Here is a 24,318-nt window from a genome sequence, read left to right on the forward strand (position 1 = left end):
CCTGGCACAGGCGAACCCCGATCGAGGAGACCCTCGAAGCGCTGCACGACGTCGTCAAGGCGGGCAAGGCCCGGTACATCGGCGCCTCGTCGATGTTCGCGTGGCAGTTCTCCAAGGCCCAGTACACCGCCGAGCGGCACGGCTGGACAAAGTTCGTCTCCATGCAGAACCACTACAACCTGCTGCACCGCGAGGAGGAGCGCGAGATGCTCCCGCTGTGCGCGGACCAGGGGGTGGGCGTACTGCCGTGGAGCCCGCTCGCCCGGGGCCGACTGGCCCGCCCGTGGGGCACCTCGACCGAGCGGAGCGGCACCGACGCCTTCGGCCGCACGCTGTACGCCGACGACGCGGCCCGGCCCATCGTCGAAGAGGTCGCCCGGGTGGCCGAGGAGCGCGGCGAGGCGCCGGCCCGGATCGCGCTCGCCTGGCTGCTGCGCAATCCCGTCGTCGCCGCACCGATCGTCGGCGTCGGCAAGCCGGACCACCTCGACGACGCACTGGCCGCGCTGTCCGTGGACCTCACGGACGACGAGGCGGCCCGCCTGGAAGCGCCGTACACGCCGCAACCGGTGGTCGGTTTCGGCTGAGTGGCCGAAGCCACGGGAGCGACGTGCCCGGCGAGCACCGCCGTCACCCGAACGCCATACCACATCCTCCCCATGCCGCACTGGGGCGGGTCCGGCGCGCGCGATGATCTCCACCCTCGTACGCTCCGTCCCATGGCCATCCCCACGCCTCCCGCCGCGCCGTCGCCCACCGAGACCCTTGAGCTGCTCCTCGCCGGCAACCGCCGTTTCGTGGACGGAGCGCCCAAGCACCCCAACCAGGACGCCGCCCGTCGCGCGCACCTGGCGCCCGCCCAGACGCCCTTCGCGGTGCTGCTGGGCTGTTCGGACTCCCGCCTGGCCGCCGAGATCATCTTCGACCAGGGCCTCGGGGACCTCTTCGTGGTCCGCACCGCGGGGCACGTCCTCGGCGCCGAGGTGCTGGGCAGCATCGAGTACGGCACGGGCGTGCTGGGCTGCCGCCTCGTCGTGGTCCTCGGCCACGACTCCTGCGGCGCCGTCGCCGCCGCCCGGCTCGCGGTCAAGGAGGGGCTGCCGACCTCCGGCTACGTCCGCGACGTCGTGGAGCGGGTGACGCCCAGCGTGCTCGCCGCCCGCGCGGCCGGGCTGGAGCGCGACGGCGACATCATCGACGAGCACGTCCGGCACACCGTCGACGTCCTGCTGGACCGATCGCGCGTGCTCGCGGACCTCGTCGAGGCGGAACATGCCGCCGTCGTCGGGATGTCGTACCAACTCGCCGAGGGCAGCGCCCGCATCGTCACGACGCGCGGCGTCACGCTGCCTGCCTGACGCCGCGTCACCCGGGCTCGGAATTCCCGGGCCCGGATGTCCCGGCCCCGGACGTACATCCATGAGTGCTGCTACAGGCTCACGTTCGGGTGGCGTACGCGCTTCAGGGCGCTGTAGTCCTCGCCCGGCAACTGGCGGAAGCTGCCCGGGGGGAGCGTCAGTTGCTCGTCCCAGGGGACGACTTCGCGGCCGTCGTCCGACCACCGGGGCAGCTCCACGACCGCGTACCAGCGCCCGTTGGCGCGTTGCTCCAGGCGCACGATGGGCAATTCGACGTCCTGGCGCGCGCCACGGAACCGCACCGCGACCCGCGGCCGGTGGTCAACGTGCTCACCAGACGTGCCCATGTGTCAATAGTGGCGCGGGAGTTGGCCTGATGTCACGGGGAAACGGAACGCTGTTCGCCGGGTGCGGAGCGGATTTGTCGATCTTGTTACGGTGTGCCCCGACCGGCGAGTCCGGTGCGTCGCCGCCGCGGGCCCGGACGGTCAGCCGTCGACGAGTGCCGGAAGCGACGCCAGTCCGCGTACGCGCGGCGAGGGCTGCCAACGCGGCGGACTGCCGGGATCCAGAAGGGCGTTCGGGAAGCGGTCGAGGAACACGCCGACGGCGATCCGCGCTTCCAAGCGGGCGAGCGGCGCCCCGATGCAGTAGTGGACGCTCTGGCCGAAGCTCAGGTGCCGGGCGAGATCCGGCCGCACCGGGTCGACCGCGTCCGGTGCGGTGAAGCGCCGCGGGTCGCGGTTGGCGGAGGCCAGCGACAGCAGTACGGTCTCCCCGGCGGGGATCACGACGCCGCCGACGTCGATGTCCTCGACGGGGAAGCGGCGGATGGCCAGCAGCGCGGGTGACTCGTGGCGCGCGACCTCCTCGACGAGTGCGGCGGTCGCGTCGGGGGAGGAGGCGGCGTCCCCCGGCGGGCGTACGCTCCGGCGCAGTTCCGGGTCGGTCAGTACCGCGTGCAGGCAACTCGCCATCAGATTCGCCGAGTTCTCGAATCCGGCGAACAGGAGCAGGAACGCCAATGAGGTGAGCTCGTCCTCGGTGAGCCGGTCGTCGTCGGCATCGCGGGCGGCAACAAGCGCGGACAGCACGTCGGTTCCGGGCGCTGTGCGCTTGTCCGCGATCAGCCCGGTGAAGAAGCGCAGCATTTCCCCGACGATCTCGCGCATGCCTTCGCGGGTCGCGCCCGCACCCAGCAGGCCGGTCGTCCACGCCCTGAACCGATGGCGGGACTCCTCCGGCACACCGAGGAGTTCGGAGATCACGAGCACCGAGAAGGGCGCGGCGTAGTCGGCGACGAGGTCGACTTCCCCGGCCGCCGCCAGGTCGTCGGCGAGCCGATGCGCCGCCTTCTCCAGCGCGGGCCGCATGCGGGCAACGTGCCCGGCGCCGAAGGCCGGACTGGCCAGCCGGCGCAGCCTGGTGTGCTGCGGCGGATCCATGTTGAGCAGGTTCGCGTCCAGGGCGGGCGGCAGTTCGAAACCGCGGTAGCCGCCGTCCGGTTTGGCATGCTGCTTGGACAGGGACAGCCGGGGGTCGGCAAGCAGGGGCGCGACGTCCTCGTAGCGCGTGACCAGCCACGCGGCGCTGCCGTCCGGGGCCACGATCTTGTGCGCGGGCCCGCTTTCGCGCAGCCGCGCACCTACGGCGTGCGGCTGCTCCGACATGGCCTCCGGATCCACTTGCCGTCTCCCCTTGCCGTACGTGCGGGTCTTGCGTGCGTGCGGTCCCGCGTACGCCCGGTCCCAAGTACGCCCGGTCCTGCGGTCTCGCGTACGCGCGGTCCTGCGCACTGCGTCTTGCGTCCGGTGACGAGCCTATGCGAACCCGCGCGGCCGACGTACCGCCCTCATGCGCGATCGGGACAACGCGTACCGGCAGGCCCGGGGATCTGGCAACGTCGGGGAACCGGCGGCACGTTGTGACCGGCCGCCACCACCGCGAAGGATCCGCCTGGGTCCCGACACAGAGGGGACGCCGCCTCCGTGCCGTACGGCATCATCCTGCTGCCCGACGACCACGCCAACGCCGCCCTGAGCGCGTACGCAGAGCGCATCACCGCCGGCGTGCCGACCATCATGCGCATCGGCGAGCAGTACCTGCCGCACATCACGCTGCTGCACGTCGACGCGCCCCGGGGGTCGGCCGCGGAACTGTGGGGCCGGAGTGTGGCGTCGATCGCGCCCGTCACCGAAGTGCGGCCGTCCGGTGTGCAGTTCGGCGCGATGGCCCGGGGTGACCTCTACCTGCCGCAGGGCGGTGTGTACGTCGGCCTGGAGGCGCTGCGGCGTACCGCGCTGGAAGCCGCGCACCGCCGCGTGCTCGAACACGCACGAGACCTCGACCTGCCGGTGCTGAGCGGCGCCGGCGAGAACTTCCGCCCCCACGTGACGCTGGCCGCCCTGGAGACCACCGATCAAGTGGCCGCACCGCTGCCGCCGACGGACCTGATGGCGCCGTTTGCCGCACGGCTGGCCTGGGGCGAGATGGGCCCGTACGGCACCTTCTCGCGCATCGAGGCCACCGCCGGCTGATCGCGGCGTCAGGCGGCAACCGCCTTGGCGGTGACGACAACCGCCGACGCGAACGCGACGCCCAGGACGGCCTGGCCGACCGTGCGGCCGGTGAGTCGGCTGCCGAGGCGTCCTCCGATCGCGGCCCCGGCCAGCCCGGCGGGCAGCAGGACCGCCGCGTGCACGGCGTCGGCCCGGCCGAAGCGGCCGGTGGCGGCGAGCAGCGCGAGCGCGACGACCGAGGTCACCGCGAAGTACGCGGACAGGTTGGCGCGCAGACGCGGCGCTGCCGGCGGCCGGTAGACGAGCGACACCGGAGGGCCGGGCGCGGCGATAAGCGTGCCGAGGAAGCCGGACAGACCCCCGGCGCAGGAGAGAGCGGCGGGGGTCGCGGGGATGCGTACGCCGCACCACGCCGCGATGACGGCGGCCCCGATCACGACCCCGGTGACCAGCGCTATCGGTGTGGCGTCGAGAGCCGACAGCGCCCACACGCCGACCACCATCCCCGGTACGCTCGCCACCGCCGCGCCCCGCAGGTCGCGGACCACCAGCGCCTCGCGTTCACGCCAAGCGCCGACGCCGCAGATGACGACCGTGAGCGCCAGCACCGGCCCGGGCACGAACGACCGGTCGATCAGCGCCAACAGCGGCGCACTGATCAGGCCGAAGCCGGCTCCGGTGCCGCCCTGGACGACGGCCGCGGCGGCGACGGCCCCGACGGCCAAGGCGAGTTCCACACCGGCCGTCATGCGCCGCGCCGCCCGGCCTTGTGCCGTCCGGTAATTCGGTGTCCGGCACCTACTCGCCCGGTATCGAGCCGTCCGGTAGTTCGGCGCAGGGTCGTTAGGCCCACAGCGGTTCCCGAAAACGTCCCCCGAGAAGTTCTCGGAAGAGGCCCCGGAAAGGTTCCCGGGCGCGCCCCCTCCGCGCGCGCGTCGGCCGCCGCTTCCGCACACGCCTCCGCGTTCGCTTCGGCAGGGTGTACGCCAGGGAGTGGTGCTCGGGTCGTCATGGTCATCGAGGCTGGCGGGCCGTACTGGACCCGGTAAAGATCCAGAGATCGGCATCGTGACGGGTCCAGATGTCCGTCGGCCGGCCCCCTCAGCGACCGCCCAGCAGGGCCCTGGCCTCGGCGGCCAGTGCGGCGATCCCCGGCTCGATGTCAGCCGTGCGGACGGCGGTGAACCCCAGGCGCACGCTGTCGTACGGCCCCTCGTCGCACAGGAACGACGCCTCACCGGTCTCGATCAGGACCCCGGCCGCCGCCGCGCGCCCGGCGAGCAGCCGAGTGTCCAGCCCCGCGGGTGCGCGCAGCCACAGGCTGACGCCGCCCGCCGCCGGGTCGTACCGCCAGCCCGGCAGGTGGCGGTCGACGGCTTGGCGCGCGGCGAGCCAGCGTTCGCGAAGCAGCGAGCGCAGCGTCCGCACCCAGCGGCGGTACTCGCCGCTGCCGATCAGCAGGGCCAGCGCGCGTTGGAGGTGTCCGGGTGGGTGCCGGACCATGTAGCGCCGCAGGTCGCGCAGGTAGGCGATGAGCTCCGGTTCGCCGACCAGGTAGCCGAGGCGCAGCCCGGGCGCGAGGAACTTGGCGAAGCTGCCCAGGTAGACCACCGCCGCGGGGTCGGCGGAGGCGAGTGCGGGGGTGCTGCGGCCGACGTACCGCAGTTCGCCGTCGTAGTCGTCCTCGACGACCGGGAAGCCGTGCGCGGTGGCGAGGTCGAGCAGGTGGCCGCGGCGCGGTGCCGACAGGGTGGCGTTGGTCGGGTACTGGTGGCTCGGGGTGACGACGGCCATGGCTATGTCGTCCGGCCACGGGTCGAGGACGACGCCCCAGTGGTCCACCGGCAGCCCGACCAGCTCGGCGCCGGCCCGGGCGAGGATGTGCCGGGCGTCGGGATAGCCGGGGTCCTCGACGGCGACGCGCGCGCCGGGGGCTATGAGCGCGGTCGCCAGCAGATGCATGCCTTGTTGGGATCCGCTCGTGACCAGCACCCGGTCGGGAGTCGTGGCGATGCCGCGCGCGGGCAGCACGTCGCGGCACAGGGCGCGCAGGAGCAGCGGGTCGTCGGCGTCCTGGCTGTCCTGGAGGCTCGCGGCGCGGTGCTCGGCGGTCAGCGCCGTACGCAGGCAGCGCAGCCACGCGGCGGTCGGGAACGTCTCGAACGGCAGGTGCCCGTTGACGAATCGGTAGCGGTAGCGCTGCCAGTCGGCGGGCTTGGCGATGTGCGGGTACGCGTCGCGCGGCGGCCGTGCCGCCAACTCCCGCAGCCACGCGGGACGCGGACGGCGCGGCGCGCTCCCCGGGTCGTCGGCGGCGGCGAGCCGGGCGACCAGCTCGGGGTTGACCACCATCCCGGACCGCGGCTCGGCCGTCACATAGCCGTCCGCGACCAGCTCCTGGTAAGCCAGGTTGACCGTATTGCGGCTGACCCCGAGCGAGGCGGCCAGCTCGCGCGAAGACGGCAGGCGCCGGGCACCGAAGTCGCCGGCCGAAATGGCGTTCTGCAACTGCCGGCGGACCTGGCGGTACAGCGGCTCGGGGGAGTCGTGGTCGAGCGGAAGGTACACGAGGCCGATCGTGCCCGGTCGCGGGCCGGACCGGGACCGGGCCGTGGTCGGCCTCACATCGGTCGCACGTCCACTTAGCTGTCATATATGGGCTTCCGTAACATTTTGCTCGCGTCTTCCCGCGCCCGGCGGCGCCGCCGCGCACAGACGATGTTTCATCTGGCACCGTCATCGCGGTCGGATGTGGTTCTTGTCCCGGTTCCAGTGCCCTGCGAGCGTGATCATTCTCCGCCGCAGCGACGAGGAAGGCGTACGACCCATGACCGCACCGCGCACGGCGTACGAAACGCCGCCCTCGGCGCCCCCGCCGCTGCTGCTGCCCATACCCCGCCCGCGCCGCACCGCACAGGCGCCGGCCCCGCACCGGACCGAGGAGCCCTCCCTTGTCGCGCACTGATGCAGATGTGGTCTTCCTCGGCGGCTCCGTGGTGACGATCGACGATGCCCGACCGCAGGCCGAGGCGCTGGCGGTCCGCGACGGCCGGATCGCCGCCGTGGGCGACGCCGCGGACGTCCGAGCCTTGGTCGGGCCCGGCACCGAGGTCGTGGACCTCGCCGGCGGCTGCCTGCTGCCCGGCTTCGTCGAGGCCCACGGGCACCCGGTGAGCCTCGGCTTCGGCACGGACGGCCCGATCCGCGACATCCGCCCCACGACGGTGCGTACCGCCGAGGGCGTCATGGCGGCGATACGCGAGGCGGTGGCGACGGCCGACCCGGAGCACGGGGCGTACCTGTTCGGCTGGGACGGCCTGCTCCAGAAAGGCCTGGTCGAGCCGACGCGCGCATGGCTCGACACGCTGTCGCCGGACCGCCCGCTGGCCGTGATCACGAACTCGGCACACGCTGTGTACGCGAACTCCGCGGCGCTGCGCGCGTCGGGCATCACCCGCGACACGCCCGACCCGGTCGGTGCCCACTTCGTCCGCGACGCCGATGGCGAACCCACCGGCAAGGGCCTGGAGGGCGGCGCGCTGGCGGCAATCGTCGGGTCGGCGCTCGCCCGGCGCCCACCGGGGCCGGACACGCTGCGCACGAACCTGGCCGAGCTGAACGGCGTCGGGGTGACCACCGTCGGCGAACTGGCGTTCCACGCGTCCCGCCGCCCCATGATCGACGCGCTGCGTGCGGAAGGCGGACTGACCGCGCGCCTGCGGCTGTACGAGGCGTCGGACCCCACGTTGTCGACCGCCGTCCCGCTGCTGAACGGCGACGACATGGTGCGGCAGGTGGGCATCAAGACGTGGGCGGACGGGTCGCCGTGGAACGGCAACATCGCCACATCGTTCCCGTACCTGGACACGCATGCCACGCGCGTGGTCCTCGGACTGCCGTGCTCGCACCACGGCGAGACGAACTACGACCGGGAGGCGTACCGGGCGATCGCCGAGGCCTACTTCGCCGAAGGCTGGCAACTGGCCTGCCACGCGCAAGGGGACGTCACCACCGACATGGTCCTCGACGTGTGGGAGGAACTCCTCGCCCAGCACCCGGACATGACGGACCGTCGGCTGCGCCTGGAGCACTGTGGCGCGATGACCCGCGAGCAATACGACCGGGCGGCGCGCCTCGGCGTCACCTGCAGCCTCTTCATGGCACACGTGCGCTACTGGGGCGAGGTGCTGGTCGACGACCTGTTCGGGCCGCGCGGCGAGGAGTGGGTGGCGGCCCGGTCCGCGCTCGGCGCCGGAGTACGGATCTCGCTGCACAACGACGGCACCGTCACGCCGCCGGACCCGCTGGGCAACGTCAGGACGGCGGTGACCCGCCGTACCGAATCCGGCCGCGTCCTGGCGACGCACGAGACCATCACCGTCGAACAGGCCTTGCGCGCCCAGACGTTGGACGCCGCATGGCAGCTCCACGCCGATGACGTCATCGGCTCGCTCACTCCGGGCAAATACGCCGACCTCGTCGTCCTGTCCGCCGACCCCCGCGACACCGCCCCCGAGGCAATCGGCGACATCGCCGTTCGCGCGACGTACCTCGAAGGTGCGCCGGTCTGACCGTCTGCCCACAACCCCGGTGCGCTGAAAGGATGTTGGCGCGGTTCACCGCCGTACGCCGACACTTTCGCGGGTCGCGCCACTACGCTGCGGCCGGGAGCTTTTGATCGGTTGGGGTTGGGGGACACGGTGACTGGCTTGCGTGAGGCCGGAAGTGCGACGAGCGGAGCGGCCGCAGACGCGACCGCGGCGGTCCGGGAGGCGTTCGCGATCCTTGCGGCGGTGCCGGACCCGTACGAGCGGGCGCTTGCGGTGGGGGTGGTCCTGGAGCAGATGCCCGATCTGCAGACGGAGTTGCGGGGCATACGGCAGGAAGCGGTGGTGCAGATGCGCGAGACCCGCACCATCCAGGACATCGCCGCGGCCCTGGGGCTGTCGCAGCCGCGTGTCTCGCAGATCGCCAAGGGCGTGTCTCGAACCGTGAAGCGCACCGGCAGCGCGGCGAAAGAGGACGCCTGACGGACGGTCGTGCGGGGTGAGCGCCGCATCGTCGGGCGGAATATACCGATATGTTGCTTGTGGCGCAGCCGCCTGGAAGGGTGTTCGGGGGAGGCTCGGGGCGCGTGACCGGCGACCCTCCAGGACCTCCCCAGGGTGCGGATCCCGCCGGCGCCGACGCGGGACGTACCCTCGCCCGGGGGACACTGAAAGCCCTCGCCTCTCGCGACGTCAGGCGGCGGCAGTGGAAGCACCGACAGGAGGGACCTCGACGATGACCGGGCGTACCGAGAAGGCCGTACTGGCAGGCGGCTGTTTCTGGGGGATGCAGGACCTGTTCCGCAAGCAACCCGGGGTGGTCTCGACGAGGGTCGGCTACAGCGGTGGCACGACCCCGAACGCCACGTACCGCAACCACGGCTCGCACGCCGAGGCGATCGAGGTCGTCTACGACCCCGAGAAGACCACGTTCCGCGACGTCCTGGAGTTCTTCTTCCAGATCCACGACCCCAGCACCAAGAACCGGCAGGGGAACGACATCGGCAGCAGCTACCGCTCGGCGATCTACTACGCCGACGACGAGCAGCGCCGCGTCGCCGAGGACACGATCGCCGACGTCGACGCCAGCGGCCTGTGGCCGGGCCCGGTGGTCACCGAGGTCGAACCGGTCGGCGACTTCTGGGAGGCCGAACCGGAGCACCAGGACTACCTGGAGCGCTACCCCAACGGCTACACCTGCCATTTCCCCCGCCCCGGCTGGAAACTCCCGCGCCGCACCACCCACCCCGCCTGACCCGCCCGGTCCCCGTCCAAGCAGAAGACGCCACGCCGCACCCCACACGCGGCCAATTCGCCTGCCCGGACGCCGGGTGACGGGTAGACCCGGAGGGACCAACGGCGAGGAAGGGCGCGAACGTACAAGGTGGCGGACACCCAGCACCAAGGCCGCATTCTGCTGGATGGGCCCTGGGCCAGGTCGGAGTTCGTGGACGCGCCGGAGCGGGATGCACCGCGCTGGGTGCCGGTGGCCGGGGTCCCCGACCCGGAAGCGGTCGCCGTCCGCGCCCCCGGCCGCGTCACCTGGTCACCGGGCTCGCGTAGCCCCGTCCCGCGCCTCGCCGCTCCCGACGGCGTAGCGGTCCTGGCCGAGGCCCTGTGCCCGACATCTGCCTGAGCTCCCCGCACGCTCGTGCGATCCCTCCCACATGACTCGGCGCTCCAGGGGTGTCAGGCTGGAGAAATGGGGGTTTCACGAGGGCCAGAGGAGGCGAGTGCCGTGACGGCCGCAAACCGTGACGACGTCCCCGTGGTGATCGAGGGCGGCGGTGTGGAATTGCGCACGAAACCCATTGGCGGTGACCTGTCGGTCGGTTTCATCCGGCTGCCGAAGGGTGCCCACATGGGACCGGCGATGCAGGGGCTGCCAGGCGACGCATGTCAATGCCCGCACTGGGGCTACCTGATCAAGGGACGGCTGACGATGCACACCCCTGCGGGTGACGACGTCTACGAGGCGGGGCAGGCGTACTACTGGGGTCCCGGCCATGTTCCGGAGGCGCTTGAGGACTCCGAGTTCGTCGAGTTCTCGCCCACTGAGGACTTCCGGCCCGTCGTCGACCACATCAAGTCCCAGATGAGCTGACGAGAGCGGTCCAGGCCGATGTCGCCGTAACGCGCCAAACGCCGGCTTGGGTGTCAGTGCCGCGACTTCGACGCCGAACGTCGCGCGAACGGCACCGCCAGGCGGCGCTTGCGTTCCGCGGTGTAGGTCCACCACGGCCGCGGTTCGCCGCCGCCGGCCTGGTCGACCACGGAGATGAAGGTGTCCAGAAGGCACGGGTCGTGCCTGCGGCCGTCCCGGTCGCAGAGCCGCTCGTACATCTCGTAGGGGTCGCGGTCCACGAGGTCGCCGGGCTTAGTCACCCCGACGCGAGCCAGGTGCCGGACGACTGCGGGGCCGACGTTGGCCATGTCCAGGAGTTCCGCGTGTCGGTCTGCCATGTCGCCTGCCTTGCTTGTCGGTCGGCGTGAACGCGCCAAGGCGGACATGCGCTCTCGCCCGGCACGTGACGGGAGCGACTCGACGCGAGCGCGCCGCTCCTCGACCATCATCGAGAATCAGCGGGCGCGCGTCTTGAACGTTTCGGACGCGCCGTTCAGCGCAGGATCAGCCGCAGTACGGCTTCTCGCAGGTCGTCGCGGCGGCCGTCGACCAGTTCCTCGAGCGTGATGTCGAAGACCATCGCGACGAGCATGTGGGTGACCGGCTCCGGCGGATCCCAGCCCAGCGCCGCGATCTCCGGTGCGATGAGTTCCCTCGTCCGCGCGTTGCGGACACGTGTCTCCTCGAACAGTTCGGGCTCTGTACGCGCCTGCACCAGCAGTGCCCGCGTACCCGTGGTGGCGAGGCTGGCGTCGAGATAAGAGTGGACGCCGCGGGACACCCTCTCGCGGCCCGACGGTATGTGGCCTATTTCGGCCAGTACCTGTTCCTCGAGCCCGCCGTGGTATCGGCGGTGCAGGGCGAGCAGATAGCTGCCGCGGTCCTTGAAGTGCTGGTAGAAGCTGCCCTTCGCCATGCCGGCCGCCTCGACCACGGCGTTCACCGACATCTTGGAAAGGCCGCGCGCGTCGGCGACTTCAAGCCCCGCGCGCAGGAGCGCCTCGCGTCCCGGTCCGGCCGGTCGCGCCATCTCTCACCTCGACTGGGAGTGGCCAACACCTTGGATGGTCTTGACAGTTGGACCCCGTGCCCACACCTTATGACCGACCGCCCGGTCAAAAACAGGCTCAAGCGCCGTCCCGAGCCAACAGCGTTCGTGTTCTCGCGTTTGGAACGTCGCATTCAACGCCGCATTCAACGCCGTGCCGTCGGTGCACCCGGTCGACGCAACCGAAAGGACGTGACCCGCTTCATGCCCGTCCGAAGCACGCTACGACGCAAGATCGCCACGATTCTGGGGGTGTTGAGCCTCGCCGGCGGCGCCCTCGTCACCGTGCCGTCCGCCGCGCAGGCGGCGGGTGACGCACCGGTGGAGATCCGGCGTCTCGTCCCCGCCGGCGCCGACCACGCCGCGGTGCTGCAGTCCAACGTGAACTACTGGAACGTGGCCAGGATCGCCGAGTGGGGCCTCAACGCCGGCGGCGCCGACGCCTATGCGCCGCCCGGTGGTTGGGACGACCTGAGCAAGCCGTGGGTCGGCCCGGGCGCCATCTCGCGTACCGCCGGCAAGATGCTCATGCAGTACCGCAACACCTGGAACGGCGCGATCACGCACTCCGCGTGCTCGGCCAACGTCATCAAGGCCGCCAACCAGAGCACCATCGTCACCGCCGGGCACTGCGTCAAGATCATGGGCCAGATGACCGGACAGGTCTGGGGCGACTCGGTCGTCGTCAACGCGGTGTTCATCCCCGGCTTCAACGGCGCCGCCGTCCCGCGCAACACCCCCGGGACCGATCCGACCACCGCGCCGCTGCCCGGCGCCGACATCGCGCCGTACGGCGTCTGGGGCCTGACCCGCGTGTGGGCCACGCCGACCTGGGACGCCGACAGCACCTTCCGCAGCGGCGGCGACGTCGCGATGGCGACCGTGGAACGGCCCGGCGACCCCACCCCGATCCAACAGGTGGTGGGCGGCCAGGACATCGCGTTCGGGGTGGAAGCCCATCCGCTGACCCTCCACCAGTTCGGCTACCCCGTGGACAACGGCCGCAACTGGTACTGGACGAAGAACAACGACGGTACCTACGGCCACGACTACGGCGTCGACCCGTCCCTGTGGCGCGGCTTCGACGGCCGGTCCCTGATGTACGCGCGCGGCTCGACCATCCCCGACGCGACCCTCGGAACCCTGGGCCACGACATGCCGTCCGCGATGGCGCCGGGATCCAGCGGCGGCCCGTGGCTGATGAACTTCGATTCGGCGACCGGCACCGGCACACAGGTCGCGGTCACGTCGCGCTTCACCAACTCCTCCGGCAATTCACCCTGGTGGGACGCCATTTGGGGACAAGTCCCCGCCGGCAGCAGCAACCCGAACTGGGCCTTCGGCCCGTACTCGGTGGGCAACGGCTTCGGCGCCCTGACCCAGGCGATGTACAACGTCGTCCAGAACGCCACCCCCTGACCCCGACGCGCGACATCCACCCCGGCGGACCGCGTCGGACCCTGGTGGGCCGCCCGCCACCGAGCGAGCGGCCCACCAGGTGACGCCTCCCGAGGCCCGCCCGGTCCGCGGCCGCGTACGGCGAGGCCTTCGGCGGAGTGTGGTGCCGGGCAGGAGGCGGTGTAATCGCGTTCTGTCGTGCCCAGTCCGCTCATGGCGCGCGTGGTGACCGGGTGGACCTGTTCGCGGACGTTGCGCTGGACGGTGGCCTCGTAGTCCTCCGGATGTGCCGCCTCGGTCGGGCACCGGTTTCGCCCCGGTGCGGCATCGTCGGACTTTTCGGCGTCGATTGCGCGTCAGCGTTCGAACATGCGCCGACCTGCCTCGGTAGGGGGAACAGCAGGGCCCCACCGCGCCGACGCGCAGGTCAGCATGGTCGGCGCGGTCGGCGCGGTCGGCGTCGACGACCACGTCCGTCTGGAACGCGGCGAGGAGGCGCGCTGCCGCTGCGCGTCTATCGGTAGCCTGTCGTGTCGGCGGGCTTCCCGGCGTCCTGCACCTCCACCACGTAGCGCCAGGCGTCAGGTCGGCTTCCGTCCACGTCGGTGTATCCGTACACGCCTGCGAGCTGCCCGCTCGACAGCGACTCGCCGTTCCACCGGTGAACGTGCGGGTCGGCGGCCAGGGCGGCCACCGCCCGCCCGACGTACGCCGGGGATTCGGAGATCGCGAAGTGCGGCTGGCCGCCCAGCGCGTCGCGCCAGTTGGCCTCGGCCACGCCGTAGTGCTCCAGCATCATCTCCGAGCGCAGCCAGCCGGGTGTCAGCGACAGCGCGGTGGCGCCGTACGTGGCAAGCTCCTTCGCCTGGGCGAACGCGAGGCGCGTGACCGATGTCTTGGCCAGGTCGTAGTAGAGCGAGATGCGGTAGTGGTCCTTGTTGTAGTCGGCGGTGCCGTCGGTGACCTCGACCACCAGGCCACCTGGCCGGCGAATCACCAGAGGCAACGCGAAGTGGCTGGTGATGATGTGGGTGTCGACGGCCAGCCGGAGCAGGCGCATACCGGCGTCGATCGGGTGCTCCCAGATCTTGGCGTCCCACCGGAACAGCAGGTCGCCGCCCCAGATGTTGTTGACCAGGACGTCGAGTTGCCCCTGTTCGCGGTCGATGCGCTCGACCAGGGCCTTGACCTCGTCGGGCACCAGGTGGTCCACCCGAACCGGGATCCCCTGCCCGCCGGCCGCCGTGACCAGTTCGGCGGTCTCCTCGACGGTCTCCACCCGGTCCATCTCGGAACGTTGCCCGCGCGTGCTGCGGCCTGTGACGTAGACGGTCGCCCCCGCCGCACCCAGCTCGGTTGCGATGCCTCGGCCGGCACCGCGCGTTGCGCCCGCCACCAAGGCGACCTTGCCCTGCAGTGTTTTGGTCATGGCCGCGACGCTGCCAGGAAAACCTGACAGACCACGTCGGTCATTCTCGCGATGCCACCGACGTGCAGCACCGAATGGCCGCAGGGGGCGCCGCACTCTGCCGTCAACGTGATCGTGTGTGCCCTCTTCGCGAGTACGCGAGTTTCGGCGCCGTCATCGAGTCGGGGGAGCGGTCGTAGAGCCAGAACAGGACGATGCCCATCGGTGGAACCGCGGCAACTCGGGGAGCATTTCCGCCATTTCGGTGTGGAGTTTCCGCAGGTTCGGAAGGTGCGTGATCGGTCACGCGCACCGCAGTCCGGACGTCCGCGCCGGGCATGGTGGCCCCGACAACTCTCAGCCCTGGGGTACCCGGTCAGCCAAGTGCCTTTTGAGTACGTCGAGTTGGGTGGCGCGGGCGGCGGAGTGGGCGGCCCGGCCGGCGTCCGTGGCAGTGACGAAGACGCCGCGTCGGTCGGTGTCGCACATCGCGCGTTCGACGAGGCCGCACTTCTCCATGCGGGCGACGGCCCTCGAGAGCGCGCTCTGGCTCAGGTGGAGGTCGCCGACGAGTTCCTGGGCGCGTGCCTTGCAGCCGGCGTCCACCAGGCGGTCGAGGACCTCGTAGTCGCTCATCGTCATGCCGTGGTGGTGTTGGAGTGCGCGATCGAGCTCCTGGGCGACCCGGCTGTACTCGGACAGCAAGCTGCGCCACTGGTCGATCAGCACGGACTCCGTGTTCATACGGCAAAGGTAGCGCCGACAACCAGTACCATGCAAGGGAATTTTTTGCACCCGCATTTTATGCGTAGACATTCAATGCATGTGCATCTAAGTTGAACGTCATGTCCCCCTCAGCCGAGACGATCGTGGGGCCGCACCCTCGCGAGCACTCCACTCCTCCCGCCACCCCGTCCGCCACCGATCCGCGCTGGACCCCCCGACTGTGGGGCATCCTCGCCGTCCTGTGCCTCGTGCTCTTCCTCGACGGCCTCGACGTGTCGATGGTGGGCGTGGCCCTCCCGTCGATCGGCCACGAACTCGGCCTGTCCGCCACGTCGTTGCAATGGATCGTCAACGGTTACGTGCTCGGGTACGGCGGCCTGTTGATGCTCGGCGGACGCACCGCCGACTTGCTGGGCCGCAGGCGCGTCTTCCTCGTCGCCCTCGCGGTGTTCGCCGTCGCCTCACTGCTCGGCGGGATCGTCGACAGCGGCGGCATGCTGATCGCCACCCGCTTCGTCAAGGGCCTGGCCGCCGCCTTCACCGCCCCGACCGCGCTGTCCATCCTGACCACCACCTTCCCTGAGGGCCCCGCGCGCAACAAGGCCCTGTCGGTCTTCTCCGTCTTCGGAGCGAGTGGCTACTCCTCCGGGCTGATCCTGGGCGGCCTGCTCACCAGCGTCGGATGGCGCTGGACGTTCCTGACCCCCGTGCCCCTGGCGATCCTCGCGCTGGTCGTGGGGTACTTCCTGATCCCGCGCGACCGCCCCGCCGACTCGGGCGGCCACGACCTCGTCGGCGCCGTGACACTCAGCGGCGGCATGCTCCTGGCCGTCTACACCGTGGTGTCCGCACCCGACCGGGGCTGGGGCGCGCCGCTGACCCTGGGCTCGATCCTGCTTGCCGCGATCCTGCTGCTCACGTTCGTCATCGTCGAAAAACGCGTCGCCCACCCGCTGGTCCGGTTCGGCATCCTCCGCGTCGGCACGGTCGTGCGCGCCAACCTGAGCATGGTCGCGCTCATGGGCTCCTACATGAGCTTCCAGTTCATGATGTCCCTGTACCTCCAGGACGGCCTCGGATGGTCGGCGCTGCGCATGGCGATGGCCCTTCTCCCGGCCGGTCTGGTGGTGGCCTTCGGGTCGCCGGTCATGGGGCGTCTGATCAACCGGTTCGGCACACCGCCGCTCTTGGTCGCGGCGATGGCGTCGCTCAGCCTCGGGTATGTGTGGTTCCTCGCCACCGCCGGCACCACGCCGAACTACCTGGTCACCGTCCTGCCCGCCATGCTCCTGCTCGGCGGCGGATTCGCGTTCGGCTTCAGCTCGATCATGGCCCAGGCCACCGAGGGCATCGACGACTCCGAGCAGGGCCTCGCATCCGGCCTCGTCCAGACCTCCGGCCAGGTCGGCGCCGCCCTGGTCCTCGCCGTCGTCACCGCGGTCACCACGGGAGTCACGGCCGGGGACACCGACTTCGGCTCGTTCCGTCCGGGGGCCAACCTGGTCACGGGCGTGGCCATCGCGGGCCTCCTGGTCAACTTGCTGCCGCTGCTGGGTGCCAGGCGTGAGGCGGCCGGGAAGTCCTGACCCAGCCCACGCGCCCGTTCGCCATATGGCGTCAACCTGTAGTGGTGCCCGCCCCCGTCGCCGCCGCCAGGCGTTCGGGGGCGAGCACGTACTGCACTGTCGCCGTCACGCGCTCGAAGACGTCCGCGATCGTGCACCGGTCGGTCACCCACGTCGTCAGCGCATGCATCAGCACCGACTCGACGGCGTTCCGGGCGATCGCGCGCGGTCGGTCGGGGACGTCGGCGAGGAGGCGTTCCATGACCGCGCTGTTGTTGCGCGAGATCTCCCGCATCGCCTCGCTCGCGAACGGGTCGGTGGAGGTGTAGATCCGCACCATCAGGCCCGCGAAGTGGGCGTGCCGCTGGAAGCCGCGGATCTCGCGGTTGGTGTAGTCGAGGACGCGCTCGACGACCGGCACGGCGGGCACGCCGCGCCTGTCGAAGTCGGCGATCACCCGGTCGGTCAGCCGCCGCTGCCATTCCGACATCGCGACGGCAAGCAGGTGGTCCTTCGACGCGAAGTACCGGTACGCGGTGCCCAGCGCGACACCGGAGCGGTCGGCGACGTCCTTCATCTGGAAGCTGTCCGCCCCGCTCTCCGCCACCAGGTCCACCACGGCCCGGGTCAGCCGCTCCCGGCGGGCGAGCTGCCCACCGGTCATGACCTCGACGGACAGCGGAGCGGAGGTGTTGGGGAGCATGGGGGAAGTCTATCGACGCGCCGGTCCGGGCCTCAGCCCGAACGCGGGACGCTCAGCGCCGCCCCGTTGTCGCGCATGACCAGGCGGCACTCCGCGTCCGAGAACCCCGCGCCGTGCAGGTCACGGACGAACGCCGTCGGCTCCGCGAGGCCCTCGGCGTGCGGGAAGTCCGAGCCCATCAGGATGCGTTCGGGCCCGATCAGCGTACGCAGTTCGCTCAGCGCGTCCTCGTAGAACGGCGCGACCCACACATGCCGCCGGAAGGTGTCGCGGGGGTCCTCGGACCACATGTGCGGAGTCTGCCCGTACGACTTCTTGAGCTTCTCGAACAGGTGGAACACCCAGTCGGAGCCGGTCTCGATCGCCGCGATCCGCAGATTCGGGAACCGGTCGAAGAGCCCGTGCGCGAGCAGACTGGCGAACGTGTCCTGCACCGGATTGGCGGACACCAGGCGGCGGAACGGGTGCACGCGGAACGCCTCGACCTCGGCCGGCTCTCCCCAGTCCGCGAGGTACTTCGTGTAGTGCGACTCGCCGCCGTGGTAGACCACGGTCAGCCCCGCCTCGTTGACGCGCGCCCAGAAGCCGTCGAACACCGGGTCTGCGGGCGCGCGCCGCCCGGAAGCCGTGGTGACGGGCCCGCCCACCATCACCACCACGCGCGCATCGCGCCCGATCGCCCACTCGACCTCGCGCACCGCCTCCGCCGGGTCGGACAAGGTGATGTAGGGCGCGGCGAAGATGCGCTCGCGGTACGCGAACCCCCAGTCCTCGTCCAGCCACCGGTTGAACGCCCTGAACGCCGCGACCGCCGCCGGGATGTCGTGCACCAGCGCCTGCTCCATGCCGACGCCCAGCGTCGGCAGGAACACCGCGCCCTCGATCCCCTGGTCGTCCATCACCGCCAGGCGCGCGTCGCGGTCGCGGTACGCCGGCGAGATCGGCTCCAGCTCGCCGAACAGCTCGGAGGTGTCCAGCCCCTTCGGGTTCCGCCCGCGGAAGTATTCGTCGAGCGCACCCGGCTTGGACACCGGGTCGAAGGTGGGGTTGGGGATGTACCGGTTGAGCTTGCCGCCTACCAGCAGCCGCCGCCGCCCTTTGATCTCGACCCACTGCATCGCGCGCCGTGCGAAACGGCGGTCGATGTGGCGGGTGAAGGCGTCCTCGGCCTCGTAGTAGTGGTTGTCGCAGTCGAAGCAGCGGAAGTCGAGGGCGGGTGCGGTCACAGGGCACTCCATCGTTCGGCAGGCAAGGTCGAGCGTGCGAGCAGAGACTAGAAGAGCATTCTAAATTTTGCCAGAGCCATCCGGTCGCCCTCGATCCATGACTGAACAGGGCACGGAATATCCTCGCGACGACGCCTGCATGTTGCCTCTTGTGAGATATGAAATTGTGTTCTAGTTTCGCCCGGCATCGGCACCCGCCGCCGACGACCGTTCCGACCGACCGCCCATACCCGGGGGTGCCGCAGTGTCGAAGCCGCGATCCGGATCCGTTCTCGCCTGGGGCCAGGACGGCGTTCCGCCCGCCGCCCGTGCCGCGCTCACCGGTGCGGGCATGCCGTTCGAGACCGCGGTCGAGGATGTGCTCGGGGCGCCGGCCGAGGTGTTCGTACGCCGCCACAACGATCTGCCCGCGATGCTCGCCCACGCCGCACACCGACGGCCGGACCAGCCGTTCCTGGTGTTTCCCGAGCGCACGACGAGCTACCGCGGGGCGTTGCGCCTGATCACCGCGCGAGCCTCGCTACTCGCCGACGTGTACGGCGTGCGCAAGGGGGACCGCGTCGCGTTGGCCGGCACCAACAGTCTCGAACACGTGCTGGCCTACTGGGCGGTGCTCGAACTCGGCGCGATTGCGGTCGGCCTCAACGGCTGGTGGGCGGGGCCCGAACTCGCCTACGGCACGCGCCTGACCGAGCCCCGCGTCGTGCTCGCCGACGGCAAGCGCACGGCCGTCCTGCGCGAACACGGCGTTCCCGCGGTCGACTTCCGCGCCTTCGCCGGGGCAGCCGACGCACGCCGTGCGACGGCCGAACCGGAATTGCCGCGCGTACCCGTCAGCGAGGACGACCCCGCGATCATCCTGTTCACCAGCGGCACGACCGGCCGCCCCAAGGGCGCCGTGATTTCGCACCGCAACATCGTCTACTTCGCCCAGGCGTGGGCCCTGCACGGCGCGATCGCGGCGGCCCAGGTACACGCACACGCCGGATCCGCGGGAACCGGAGCGCCCCCGAACGCCGCCGGGCCGACTGCTGCCGGGTCGCCCGCCGCCGGGTCGACCGCCGCCCGGCAGTCCGTCTCCCGGCCGCCTGTGGCCCTCGTCACGTCGCCCTTCTTTCATGTCTCCGGGGCCGCGAACATCCTGGCGACCGGCCCGTTCAACGCCGGCACGGCGATCTTCCCGCCGCCCGGCCGTTGGGACGAGGGCGTCCAACTGGAGTTGATGGCCCGGCACCGCATCACCCGGTGGAGCGGCGTTCCCGCACAGTACTGGCGGCTCCTCGGCCACCCCCGCTTCGGGGCGTTCGACCTCTCCGCGGTGACGGCACTGGGCTGCGGCGGCGCCAACCTCGCCCCCGAACTCCTCCGCCGGATCCGCGGGGGATTCCCGAACGCACAGGTCAGCAACGGCTACGGCATGACGGAGACGTTCGGTGCGGGCACCGTCCTGGCGGGGGTCGACGCGGCGACGTCGTCGGTCGGCACCCCGATCCCGCACACCCGTGTCCGGATCCGCTCCGCGGACGGCGGTGAGGTCGCCGCGGGCGAGGTGGGGGAGATCCATCTGCAAGGTCCCGGCGTGTTCCTCGGCTATTGGGCCGATCCGGCCGCGACCCGGGCCGCGCTCGACAGCGAACGCTGGTACCGCACCGGCGACTTCGGACGCATCGAAAACGGTGTACTGCACCTGGAGAGCCGCATGCGCGACCTGATCATCCGCGGTGGCGAGAACATCTACCCCGTCGAAGTCGAGAACCGACTCGTCGAACACCCGCACATCGCGGACGCCGCGGTCGTCGCCGTCGACCACACCGTCCTCGGCCATGAGGTCAAGGCGGTCGTCGTGCCGGTTCGCGGCGCCGAACTCACCGCGGACGCCGTACGCGGGTGGGTCGCGGACGCCCTCGCCGCCTTCAAGGTCCCGGCGTACGTCGAGTTCCGCACCGAACTCCCGTACTCCGACACCGGCAAGGTCCTCAAGCGCCTTCTCGAAGCCGGCCGCTGACCGCGCTGGAACCAACCACGTTCGGAGCATCCATGGGCTTTCCCCTCGGCCAACCCGTGTTCGACACGATGATCGGCTTTCCGCAACAGGGCGACGACCAGTACGACTTCATCCGTCGCCAGACCAAGGACCGGGAGTCCCGGGAGCGGATGCGCTTCCCGGCCGAGTACATGTTCAAGCATGTTCCCCGGGACCTGCCCGACGACGAACCGATCGCGGTCACGCTGGCCGAGATGGACCGCCACGGAATCGAGCACGGCCTGGTCGGCCTCGGTACCGAGACCGCACGACGCGCCGTCGCGCTTCACCCGGACCGCTTCGTCGGGTGCAGCAGCCTCGACCCGAACCAGGGCATGGAAGCCGTACGCCAACTCGTGGCCGAGCACCAGAAGTTCGGCGCCCGGGCCGCCTCGCTGTTCCCCGCCGGGGCCTTCCCGCAGGTACCCGTCAACGACAAGAAGATGTACCCGATCTACGCCAAGTGCGTCGAGCTCGGCATCCCGGTGTTCGTCTGCGCGGGCGTGCCAGGGCCTCGTCTGCCGATGGCCGCGCAGCATGTCGAACTGATCGACGAAGTCATGTACGACTTCCCCGAGTTGGTCCTCGTCACCCGGCACGGCTGCGAGCCGTGGACCGAACTGGCCGTCAAACTCATGCTCAAGTGGCCCGGACTGCACTACTCCACCAGCGCGTTCGCCCCCCGGCACTACCCCAAGGCGATCGTCGACTACGCCAACACCCGCGGCGCCGACAAGATCATCTACGCCGGGTACTTCCCCATGGGCCTGTCCCTCGACCGCATCTTCGGCGACCTGCCGCAGGTGCCCTTCAAGGACGAGGTGTGGCCGCGGTTCCTGTACGGCAACGCCCGCCGCGTCCTCGGCCTCGCGGACTGACGCCTACCGGACCCGGCCCGTTCCGACCCCGTTCGGCCCCGCCTCCCGCCCCCCGCCCTGGCCCCCGCCCCGCCCTCGCTCCCGCCCCCCGCTCTTGCCCTTGTTCCTGCCTTGCCCCAGTCCCGTGCACACCGCCAGGAGGAGACACCGTCATGCCCCTGAGACGTATTTCGGCCCGACGGCGCGCGCCCGGCGCCGGCACTCGTACCCGTGCCGCGGCCGCCGCCTGCGCCGCACTGGCCATCGCCCTGACCGCGTGCGGCGGCTCGGACAAAGCGAAGACCCCGGCGGGCGCGACCCAGGAGGCCAAGGCCGGCGGCAGCCTCACCATGCTGGCGCTGAGCGACTCGCGCGCTCTCGACCCGTTCACCGCGAGCGGCGTCGCCGTGGCCGACGAACCCCGGCTGGCCGCGCTATACGACCCGCTGGTCTACCTCGATCCGACCGACGGCAGCGTAAGGCCGCACCTCGCCGAGAGCCTTACGACGGCTGACCGCGGTGCGACCTGGACGCTCAAGCTGCGCGCCGGCGTCAAGTTCTCCGACGGCACCGACTTCACCGCGGACGCGGTCAAGCTCACCTGGGAGACCCACGCCAAACCGGAAACGCGTTCGACCCAGACTTCGTACGCGACCGGTCTCGCGCTCCGGGTCGTGGACCCGCTGACCCTGGAGATCACCCCGAAGTCCGCCAACCCGAACTTCGACCGTCTCGTGGCCACCCGCCTCACCTACATTGCGGCGCCGTCCGCGCTGGCCAAGGGCGTCGCCGAGGCGGGCGCGAAGCCGGTGGGTGCCGGGCCGTTCGTCCTCCAGAGCTGGACGCGCGGCAGCGAGCAGGTCTTCGTGCGGAACCCGAACTACTGGCAGAAGGACAAGGGACTGCCGAAGCTCGACAAGCTGACCATCAAGGCGGTGCAGGACCGCGAGCAGCAGTACACGACCGTCAAGGCGGGCGGTGCAGACCTGGTGCCCAGCTCGTACCCGGACTATCTGGACCGCGCGGAGAAGGAACTCCGGGTCGCGCAGCTGAGTCTGATCGGCGGCCAGCACATCGCATTCAACCTCCGCCAGGCGCCGTTCGACGACATCCGCGCCCGGCGCGCGCTGGCGTTGGCGCTCGACCCGGCCGAGGTGCCGAAGGCACTCGGCAACGGCTTCGTGCCGGCGAAGAACTTCTTCAACCACTCGTCGCCGTTCTTCGACCCGTCCGCGGCGCAGGCGGCACAGAACGAGAAAGAGGCGCAGAGGCTGTTCGACGAACTCGCCGCGGAGGGGAGGAAGGTCGACTTCACGTACACGATCTCGCAGACCGGCATCAAGGTGGCCGAGCTGATGAAGAGCCGCCTCGACCAGTACCGGAACGTGTCGATGAGGATCGAGCCGCTGGACATCGCCGCGTTCGTCATGAAGTTCAACGTGCAGCGCAACTTCCAGGCGGGGCAGTACCAGTCGTGGCTGCCCGACCCGGAGCCGGAGATGTGGAGCCTGTTCCACTCGGCGAGCCCGCTCAACCAGAACGGATGGAAGAACGCGCAGGCCGACAAGGCGCTCGACGACGCCCGCGCGAGCACCGACCCGGCGGTGCGCAAGCAGGCGTACGCGACGCTCCAGAAGGCGATGGCCGAGGACCTGCCCGTGTGGGTGTACGCCGAGTCGACCATCGGGATCATCTACGCGGAGCGGGTGACAGGCGTTCAGATGTACAACGCGGGGAGCCTGTTCATGGACCGGTTGGGACTGAGCGGCTGAGCAGTCGAGTACGGCGCCCGGCGGCAGGTGGTGGCCGTCGAGCGCCGTCGCCGCGTCACCCGAACGCCCTCGTTGCCGAATCGCCGGAGGAGTCAGCCATGACCACCGCCAAGCCCGACATCTACAGCCCCGACCTGTACATCGCCGGCCCGCCGCACGAGCTGTTCACCGAACTCCGCCGCACCCGGCCGGTGTTCTGGCAGGACATGCCCGGAGAACCCGGCTACTGGGCGGTGCTCAAGCACGCCGACGTCGAGTACGTATCCCAGCACCCCGAACTTTTCTCGGCGGAGAGCGGCGGGGTGGTCCTGGAGGACATGGAGGAGTCCCGCCTCGCGGCGTTGCGCGGGACCCTGCTGGCGATGGACCCGCCCCGGCATCGGGCGTACCGCAAACCGCTGGTGAAGTCCTTCACCGCGAAGGTCGTCGGCGGGATGGAGGGCCGGATCCGGGAGATCTGCCGGGAGATCTTCGCGCGGCTTCCGGAGGACGGCGCCGTCGAGTTCGTGCACGACGTGACCTCCAGCCTTCCGACGCAGGTCATCGGCGAGCTGATGGGCCTGCCGCCGGAAGACTGGAGCCACCTCCACCGCCTCGCGGAACGGACCACCAGCCAGCAGGACCCCGAGGTCGGCGGCACCGAGGGCGACGGCTACGGCCCTGGCGCGGCAGCGCGCGAGATGGTCGGGTACGCCATCGGTTTTGCCGCGAAGCGTCGTGCCGAGGAGCCGCGAGAGGACCTGACGAGCCTGATCCTGGAGTCCGAGTTCGGCGGCAAGATGATGACCGACGCCGACTTCGGCTCCTTCTTCATGCAGCTCGTCACCGCCGGGAACGACACGACGAAGACCATGCTGGCGGCCGGTCTGCACGCGCTGCTCACCCATCCGGACCAGTTGGCCGCCGTACGCGCCGATCCGTCGCTGGTGCCGGGCGCGGTCGAGGAGGTCCTGCGCTGGGCGAACCCGCTGCACTACTTCCGCCGCACCGCGACCCAGGACGTCGAACTGCGCGGCGTGCGGATCAAGGCGGGCGACAAGGTC

General features: G+C 70.8%; 25 protein-coding genes. 15 read left to right on the forward strand and 10 right to left on the reverse strand.

All coding sequences use genetic code 11. From position 1 onward, the window contains the following. Window positions 1-587 (forward strand): aldo/keto reductase (locus tag AB0C36_RS35325; protein WP_358362431.1); only part of this gene is annotated, 587 nt, incomplete at its 5' end. Between the two features lie 132 nt (window positions 588-719). Continuing rightward, window positions 720-1,358, forward strand: coding sequence for a carbonic anhydrase (locus tag AB0C36_RS35330; protein WP_358362433.1), 639 nt, complete (start codon window positions 720-722; stop codon window positions 1,356-1,358). A 71-nt stretch (window positions 1,359-1,429) separates the two neighbouring features. Here AB0C36_RS35330 and AB0C36_RS35335 read toward each other — a convergent pair whose 3' ends face one another. Both AB0C36_RS35335 and AB0C36_RS35340 read right to left on the reverse strand, forming a co-directional pair. Beyond that, on the reverse strand, window positions 1,430-1,705 hold the full coding sequence (locus AB0C36_RS35335) for a hypothetical protein (protein WP_358362434.1): 276 nt from the start codon (window positions 1,703-1,705) through the stop codon (window positions 1,430-1,432). Between the two features lie 141 nt (window positions 1,706-1,846). Further along, window positions 1,847-3,028, reverse strand: a complete 1,182-nt coding sequence (locus AB0C36_RS35340; protein WP_358362436.1) for a cytochrome P450 family protein — start codon at window positions 3,026-3,028, stop codon at window positions 1,847-1,849. 318 nt (window positions 3,029-3,346) lie between these two features. On the opposite strand from AB0C36_RS35340, the gene AB0C36_RS35345 reads away from it, so the two are divergent. Beyond that, window positions 3,347-3,895: a 2'-5' RNA ligase family protein gene (locus AB0C36_RS35345; RefSeq protein ID WP_358362438.1), complete on the forward strand. Its 549-nt coding sequence runs from the start codon at window positions 3,347-3,349 to the stop codon at window positions 3,893-3,895. Between the two features lie 8 nt (window positions 3,896-3,903). Here AB0C36_RS35345 and AB0C36_RS35350 read toward each other — a convergent pair whose 3' ends face one another. Both AB0C36_RS35350 and pdxR read right to left on the reverse strand, forming a co-directional pair. After that, the gene (locus AB0C36_RS35350; protein ID WP_358362439.1) at window positions 3,904-4,626 is read right to left on the reverse strand and encodes a TSUP family transporter; all 723 of its coding nucleotides are present in this window, start codon (window positions 4,624-4,626) and stop codon (window positions 3,904-3,906) included. A gap of 352 nt (window positions 4,627-4,978) precedes the next feature. Next, window positions 4,979-6,445: a MocR-like pyridoxine biosynthesis transcription factor PdxR gene (gene pdxR / locus AB0C36_RS35355; RefSeq protein ID WP_358362440.1), complete on the reverse strand. Its 1,467-nt coding sequence runs from the start codon at window positions 6,443-6,445 to the stop codon at window positions 4,979-4,981. A gap of 217 nt (window positions 6,446-6,662) precedes the next feature. On the opposite strand from pdxR, the gene AB0C36_RS35360 reads away from it, so the two are divergent. From AB0C36_RS35360 to AB0C36_RS35385, 6 genes are all read left to right on the forward strand, one after another. Beyond that, entirely contained in the window at window positions 6,663-6,842 is a 180-nt protein-coding gene (locus AB0C36_RS35360; RefSeq protein ID WP_358362442.1) for a hypothetical protein, read from the forward strand. Continuing rightward, window positions 6,829-8,448, forward strand: coding sequence for an amidohydrolase (locus AB0C36_RS35365; protein ID WP_358362444.1), 1,620 nt, complete (start codon window positions 6,829-6,831; stop codon window positions 8,446-8,448). The genes AB0C36_RS35360 and AB0C36_RS35365 overlap by 14 nt, the downstream gene beginning before the upstream one ends. A gap of 138 nt (window positions 8,449-8,586) precedes the next feature. After that, window positions 8,587-8,907, forward strand: a complete 321-nt coding sequence (locus tag AB0C36_RS35370) for an RNA polymerase subunit sigma-70 (protein WP_358362445.1) — start codon at window positions 8,587-8,589, stop codon at window positions 8,905-8,907. A 253-nt stretch (window positions 8,908-9,160) separates the two neighbouring features. Then, entirely contained in the window at window positions 9,161-9,679 is a 519-nt protein-coding gene (msrA, locus tag AB0C36_RS35375) for a peptide-methionine (S)-S-oxide reductase MsrA (protein WP_358362446.1), read from the forward strand. A 129-nt stretch (window positions 9,680-9,808) separates the two neighbouring features. Beyond that, on the forward strand, window positions 9,809-10,060 hold the full coding sequence (locus AB0C36_RS35380) for a hypothetical protein (protein ID WP_358362448.1): 252 nt from the start codon (window positions 9,809-9,811) through the stop codon (window positions 10,058-10,060). A 102-nt stretch (window positions 10,061-10,162) separates the two neighbouring features. Further along, on the forward strand, window positions 10,163-10,528 hold the full coding sequence (locus AB0C36_RS35385) for a cupin domain-containing protein (protein WP_358362449.1): 366 nt from the start codon (window positions 10,163-10,165) through the stop codon (window positions 10,526-10,528). A gap of 53 nt (window positions 10,529-10,581) precedes the next feature. Here the strand turns inward: AB0C36_RS35385 and AB0C36_RS35390 are convergent, their stop codons facing one another. Both AB0C36_RS35390 and AB0C36_RS35395 read right to left on the reverse strand, forming a co-directional pair. Continuing rightward, window positions 10,582-10,887, reverse strand: a complete 306-nt coding sequence (locus tag AB0C36_RS35390) for a helix-hairpin-helix domain-containing protein (protein WP_358362451.1) — start codon at window positions 10,885-10,887, stop codon at window positions 10,582-10,584. Window positions 10,888-11,042: 155 nt separating this feature from the next. Beyond that, a complete protein-coding gene (locus AB0C36_RS35395) occupies window positions 11,043-11,579 on the reverse strand; it encodes a TetR/AcrR family transcriptional regulator (RefSeq protein ID WP_358362453.1) in 537 nt (178 codons plus the stop codon). Window positions 11,580-11,801: 222 nt separating this feature from the next. Between AB0C36_RS35395 and AB0C36_RS35400 the strand changes: the two genes are divergently transcribed. After that, window positions 11,802-13,016 (forward strand): trypsin-like serine peptidase, encoded by a 1,215-nt coding sequence (locus tag AB0C36_RS35400; protein WP_358362454.1) that lies wholly within the window; start codon window positions 11,802-11,804, stop codon window positions 13,014-13,016. A 493-nt stretch (window positions 13,017-13,509) separates the two neighbouring features. Here the strand turns inward: AB0C36_RS35400 and AB0C36_RS35405 are convergent, their stop codons facing one another. Together AB0C36_RS35405 and AB0C36_RS35410 are read right to left on the reverse strand one after the other, a co-directional pair. After that, entirely contained in the window at window positions 13,510-14,424 is a 915-nt protein-coding gene (locus AB0C36_RS35405) for an SDR family oxidoreductase (protein ID WP_358362455.1), read from the reverse strand. A 336-nt stretch (window positions 14,425-14,760) separates the two neighbouring features. After that, window positions 14,761-15,147, reverse strand: a complete 387-nt coding sequence (locus AB0C36_RS35410) for a MarR family winged helix-turn-helix transcriptional regulator (protein WP_358362457.1) — start codon at window positions 15,145-15,147, stop codon at window positions 14,761-14,763. 101 nt (window positions 15,148-15,248) lie between these two features. Between AB0C36_RS35410 and AB0C36_RS35415 the strand changes: the two genes are divergently transcribed. Continuing rightward, a complete protein-coding gene (locus AB0C36_RS35415; RefSeq protein ID WP_358362458.1) occupies window positions 15,249-16,715 on the forward strand; it encodes an MFS transporter in 1,467 nt (488 codons plus the stop codon). A gap of 31 nt (window positions 16,716-16,746) precedes the next feature. On the opposite strand, the gene AB0C36_RS35420 is transcribed toward AB0C36_RS35415, so the two are convergent. Both AB0C36_RS35420 and AB0C36_RS35425 read right to left on the reverse strand, forming a co-directional pair. Beyond that, entirely contained in the window at window positions 16,747-17,397 is a 651-nt protein-coding gene (locus AB0C36_RS35420; protein ID WP_358362460.1) for a TetR/AcrR family transcriptional regulator, read from the reverse strand. 32 nt (window positions 17,398-17,429) lie between these two features. Next, a complete protein-coding gene (locus AB0C36_RS35425; protein ID WP_358362461.1) occupies window positions 17,430-18,623 on the reverse strand; it encodes an amidohydrolase family protein in 1,194 nt (397 codons plus the stop codon). A 244-nt stretch (window positions 18,624-18,867) separates the two neighbouring features. On the opposite strand from AB0C36_RS35425, the gene AB0C36_RS35430 reads away from it, so the two are divergent. The 4 genes from AB0C36_RS35430 to AB0C36_RS35445 form a co-directional block, all read left to right on the forward strand. Next, window positions 18,868-20,628 (forward strand): class I adenylate-forming enzyme family protein, encoded by a 1,761-nt coding sequence (locus AB0C36_RS35430; protein ID WP_358362462.1) that lies wholly within the window; start codon window positions 18,868-18,870, stop codon window positions 20,626-20,628. Between the two features lie 32 nt (window positions 20,629-20,660). Beyond that, window positions 20,661-21,524, forward strand: a complete 864-nt coding sequence (locus AB0C36_RS35435) for an amidohydrolase family protein (RefSeq protein WP_358362464.1) — start codon at window positions 20,661-20,663, stop codon at window positions 21,522-21,524. Between the two features lie 152 nt (window positions 21,525-21,676). Further along, window positions 21,677-23,275, forward strand: coding sequence for an ABC transporter substrate-binding protein (locus AB0C36_RS35440; RefSeq protein WP_358362466.1), 1,599 nt, complete (start codon window positions 21,677-21,679; stop codon window positions 23,273-23,275). Window positions 23,276-23,373: 98 nt separating this feature from the next. Then, window positions 23,374-24,318: cytochrome P450 (locus AB0C36_RS35445; RefSeq protein ID WP_358362467.1), on the forward strand; the 945-nt coding region annotated here is incomplete at its 3' end.

This window comes from Streptodolium elevatio (assembly GCF_040649515.1).
GTDB classification, from domain to species: Bacteria; Actinomycetota; Actinomycetes; order Streptomycetales; family Streptomycetaceae; genus Yinghuangia; species Yinghuangia elevatio.

Bases quoted from the DNA above. Each gene is read 5' to 3' on its own strand.
- AB0C36_RS35440 (WP_358362466.1), top strand. From the start codon at position 21,677: ATGCCCCTGAGACGTATTTCGGCCCGACGGCGCGCGCCCGGCGCCGGC.
- AB0C36_RS35350 (WP_358362439.1), bottom strand. From the start codon at position 4,626: ATGACGGCCGGTGTGGAACTCGCCTTGGCCGTCGGGGCCGTCGCCGCC.
- AB0C36_RS35340 (WP_358362436.1), bottom strand. From the start codon at position 3,028: ATGTCGGAGCAGCCGCACGCCGTAGGTGCGCGGCTGCGCGAAAGCGGG.
- AB0C36_RS35415 (WP_358362458.1), top strand. From the start codon at position 15,249: ATGTCCCCCTCAGCCGAGACGATCGTGGGGCCGCACCCTCGCGAGCAC.
- AB0C36_RS35405 (WP_358362455.1), bottom strand. From the start codon at position 14,424: ATGACCAAAACACTGCAGGGCAAGGTCGCCTTGGTGGCGGGCGCAACG.
- AB0C36_RS35335 (WP_358362434.1), bottom strand. From the start codon at position 1,705: ATGGGCACGTCTGGTGAGCACGTTGACCACCGGCCGCGGGTCGCGGTG.
- AB0C36_RS35435 (WP_358362464.1), top strand. From the start codon at position 20,661: ATGGGCTTTCCCCTCGGCCAACCCGTGTTCGACACGATGATCGGCTTT.
- AB0C36_RS35330 (WP_358362433.1), top strand. From the start codon at position 720: ATGGCCATCCCCACGCCTCCCGCCGCGCCGTCGCCCACCGAGACCCTT.
- AB0C36_RS35390 (WP_358362451.1), bottom strand. From the start codon at position 10,887: ATGGCAGACCGACACGCGGAACTCCTGGACATGGCCAACGTCGGCCCC.
- AB0C36_RS35410 (WP_358362457.1), bottom strand. From the start codon at position 15,147: ATGAACACGGAGTCCGTGCTGATCGACCAGTGGCGCAGCTTGCTGTCC.
- msrA (WP_358362446.1), top strand. From the start codon at position 9,161: ATGACCGGGCGTACCGAGAAGGCCGTACTGGCAGGCGGCTGTTTCTGG.
- AB0C36_RS35395 (WP_358362453.1), bottom strand. From the start codon at position 11,579: ATGGCGCGACCGGCCGGACCGGGACGCGAGGCGCTCCTGCGCGCGGGG.
- AB0C36_RS35400 (WP_358362454.1), top strand. From the start codon at position 11,802: ATGCCCGTCCGAAGCACGCTACGACGCAAGATCGCCACGATTCTGGGG.
- AB0C36_RS35420 (WP_358362460.1), bottom strand. From the start codon at position 17,397: ATGCTCCCCAACACCTCCGCTCCGCTGTCCGTCGAGGTCATGACCGGT.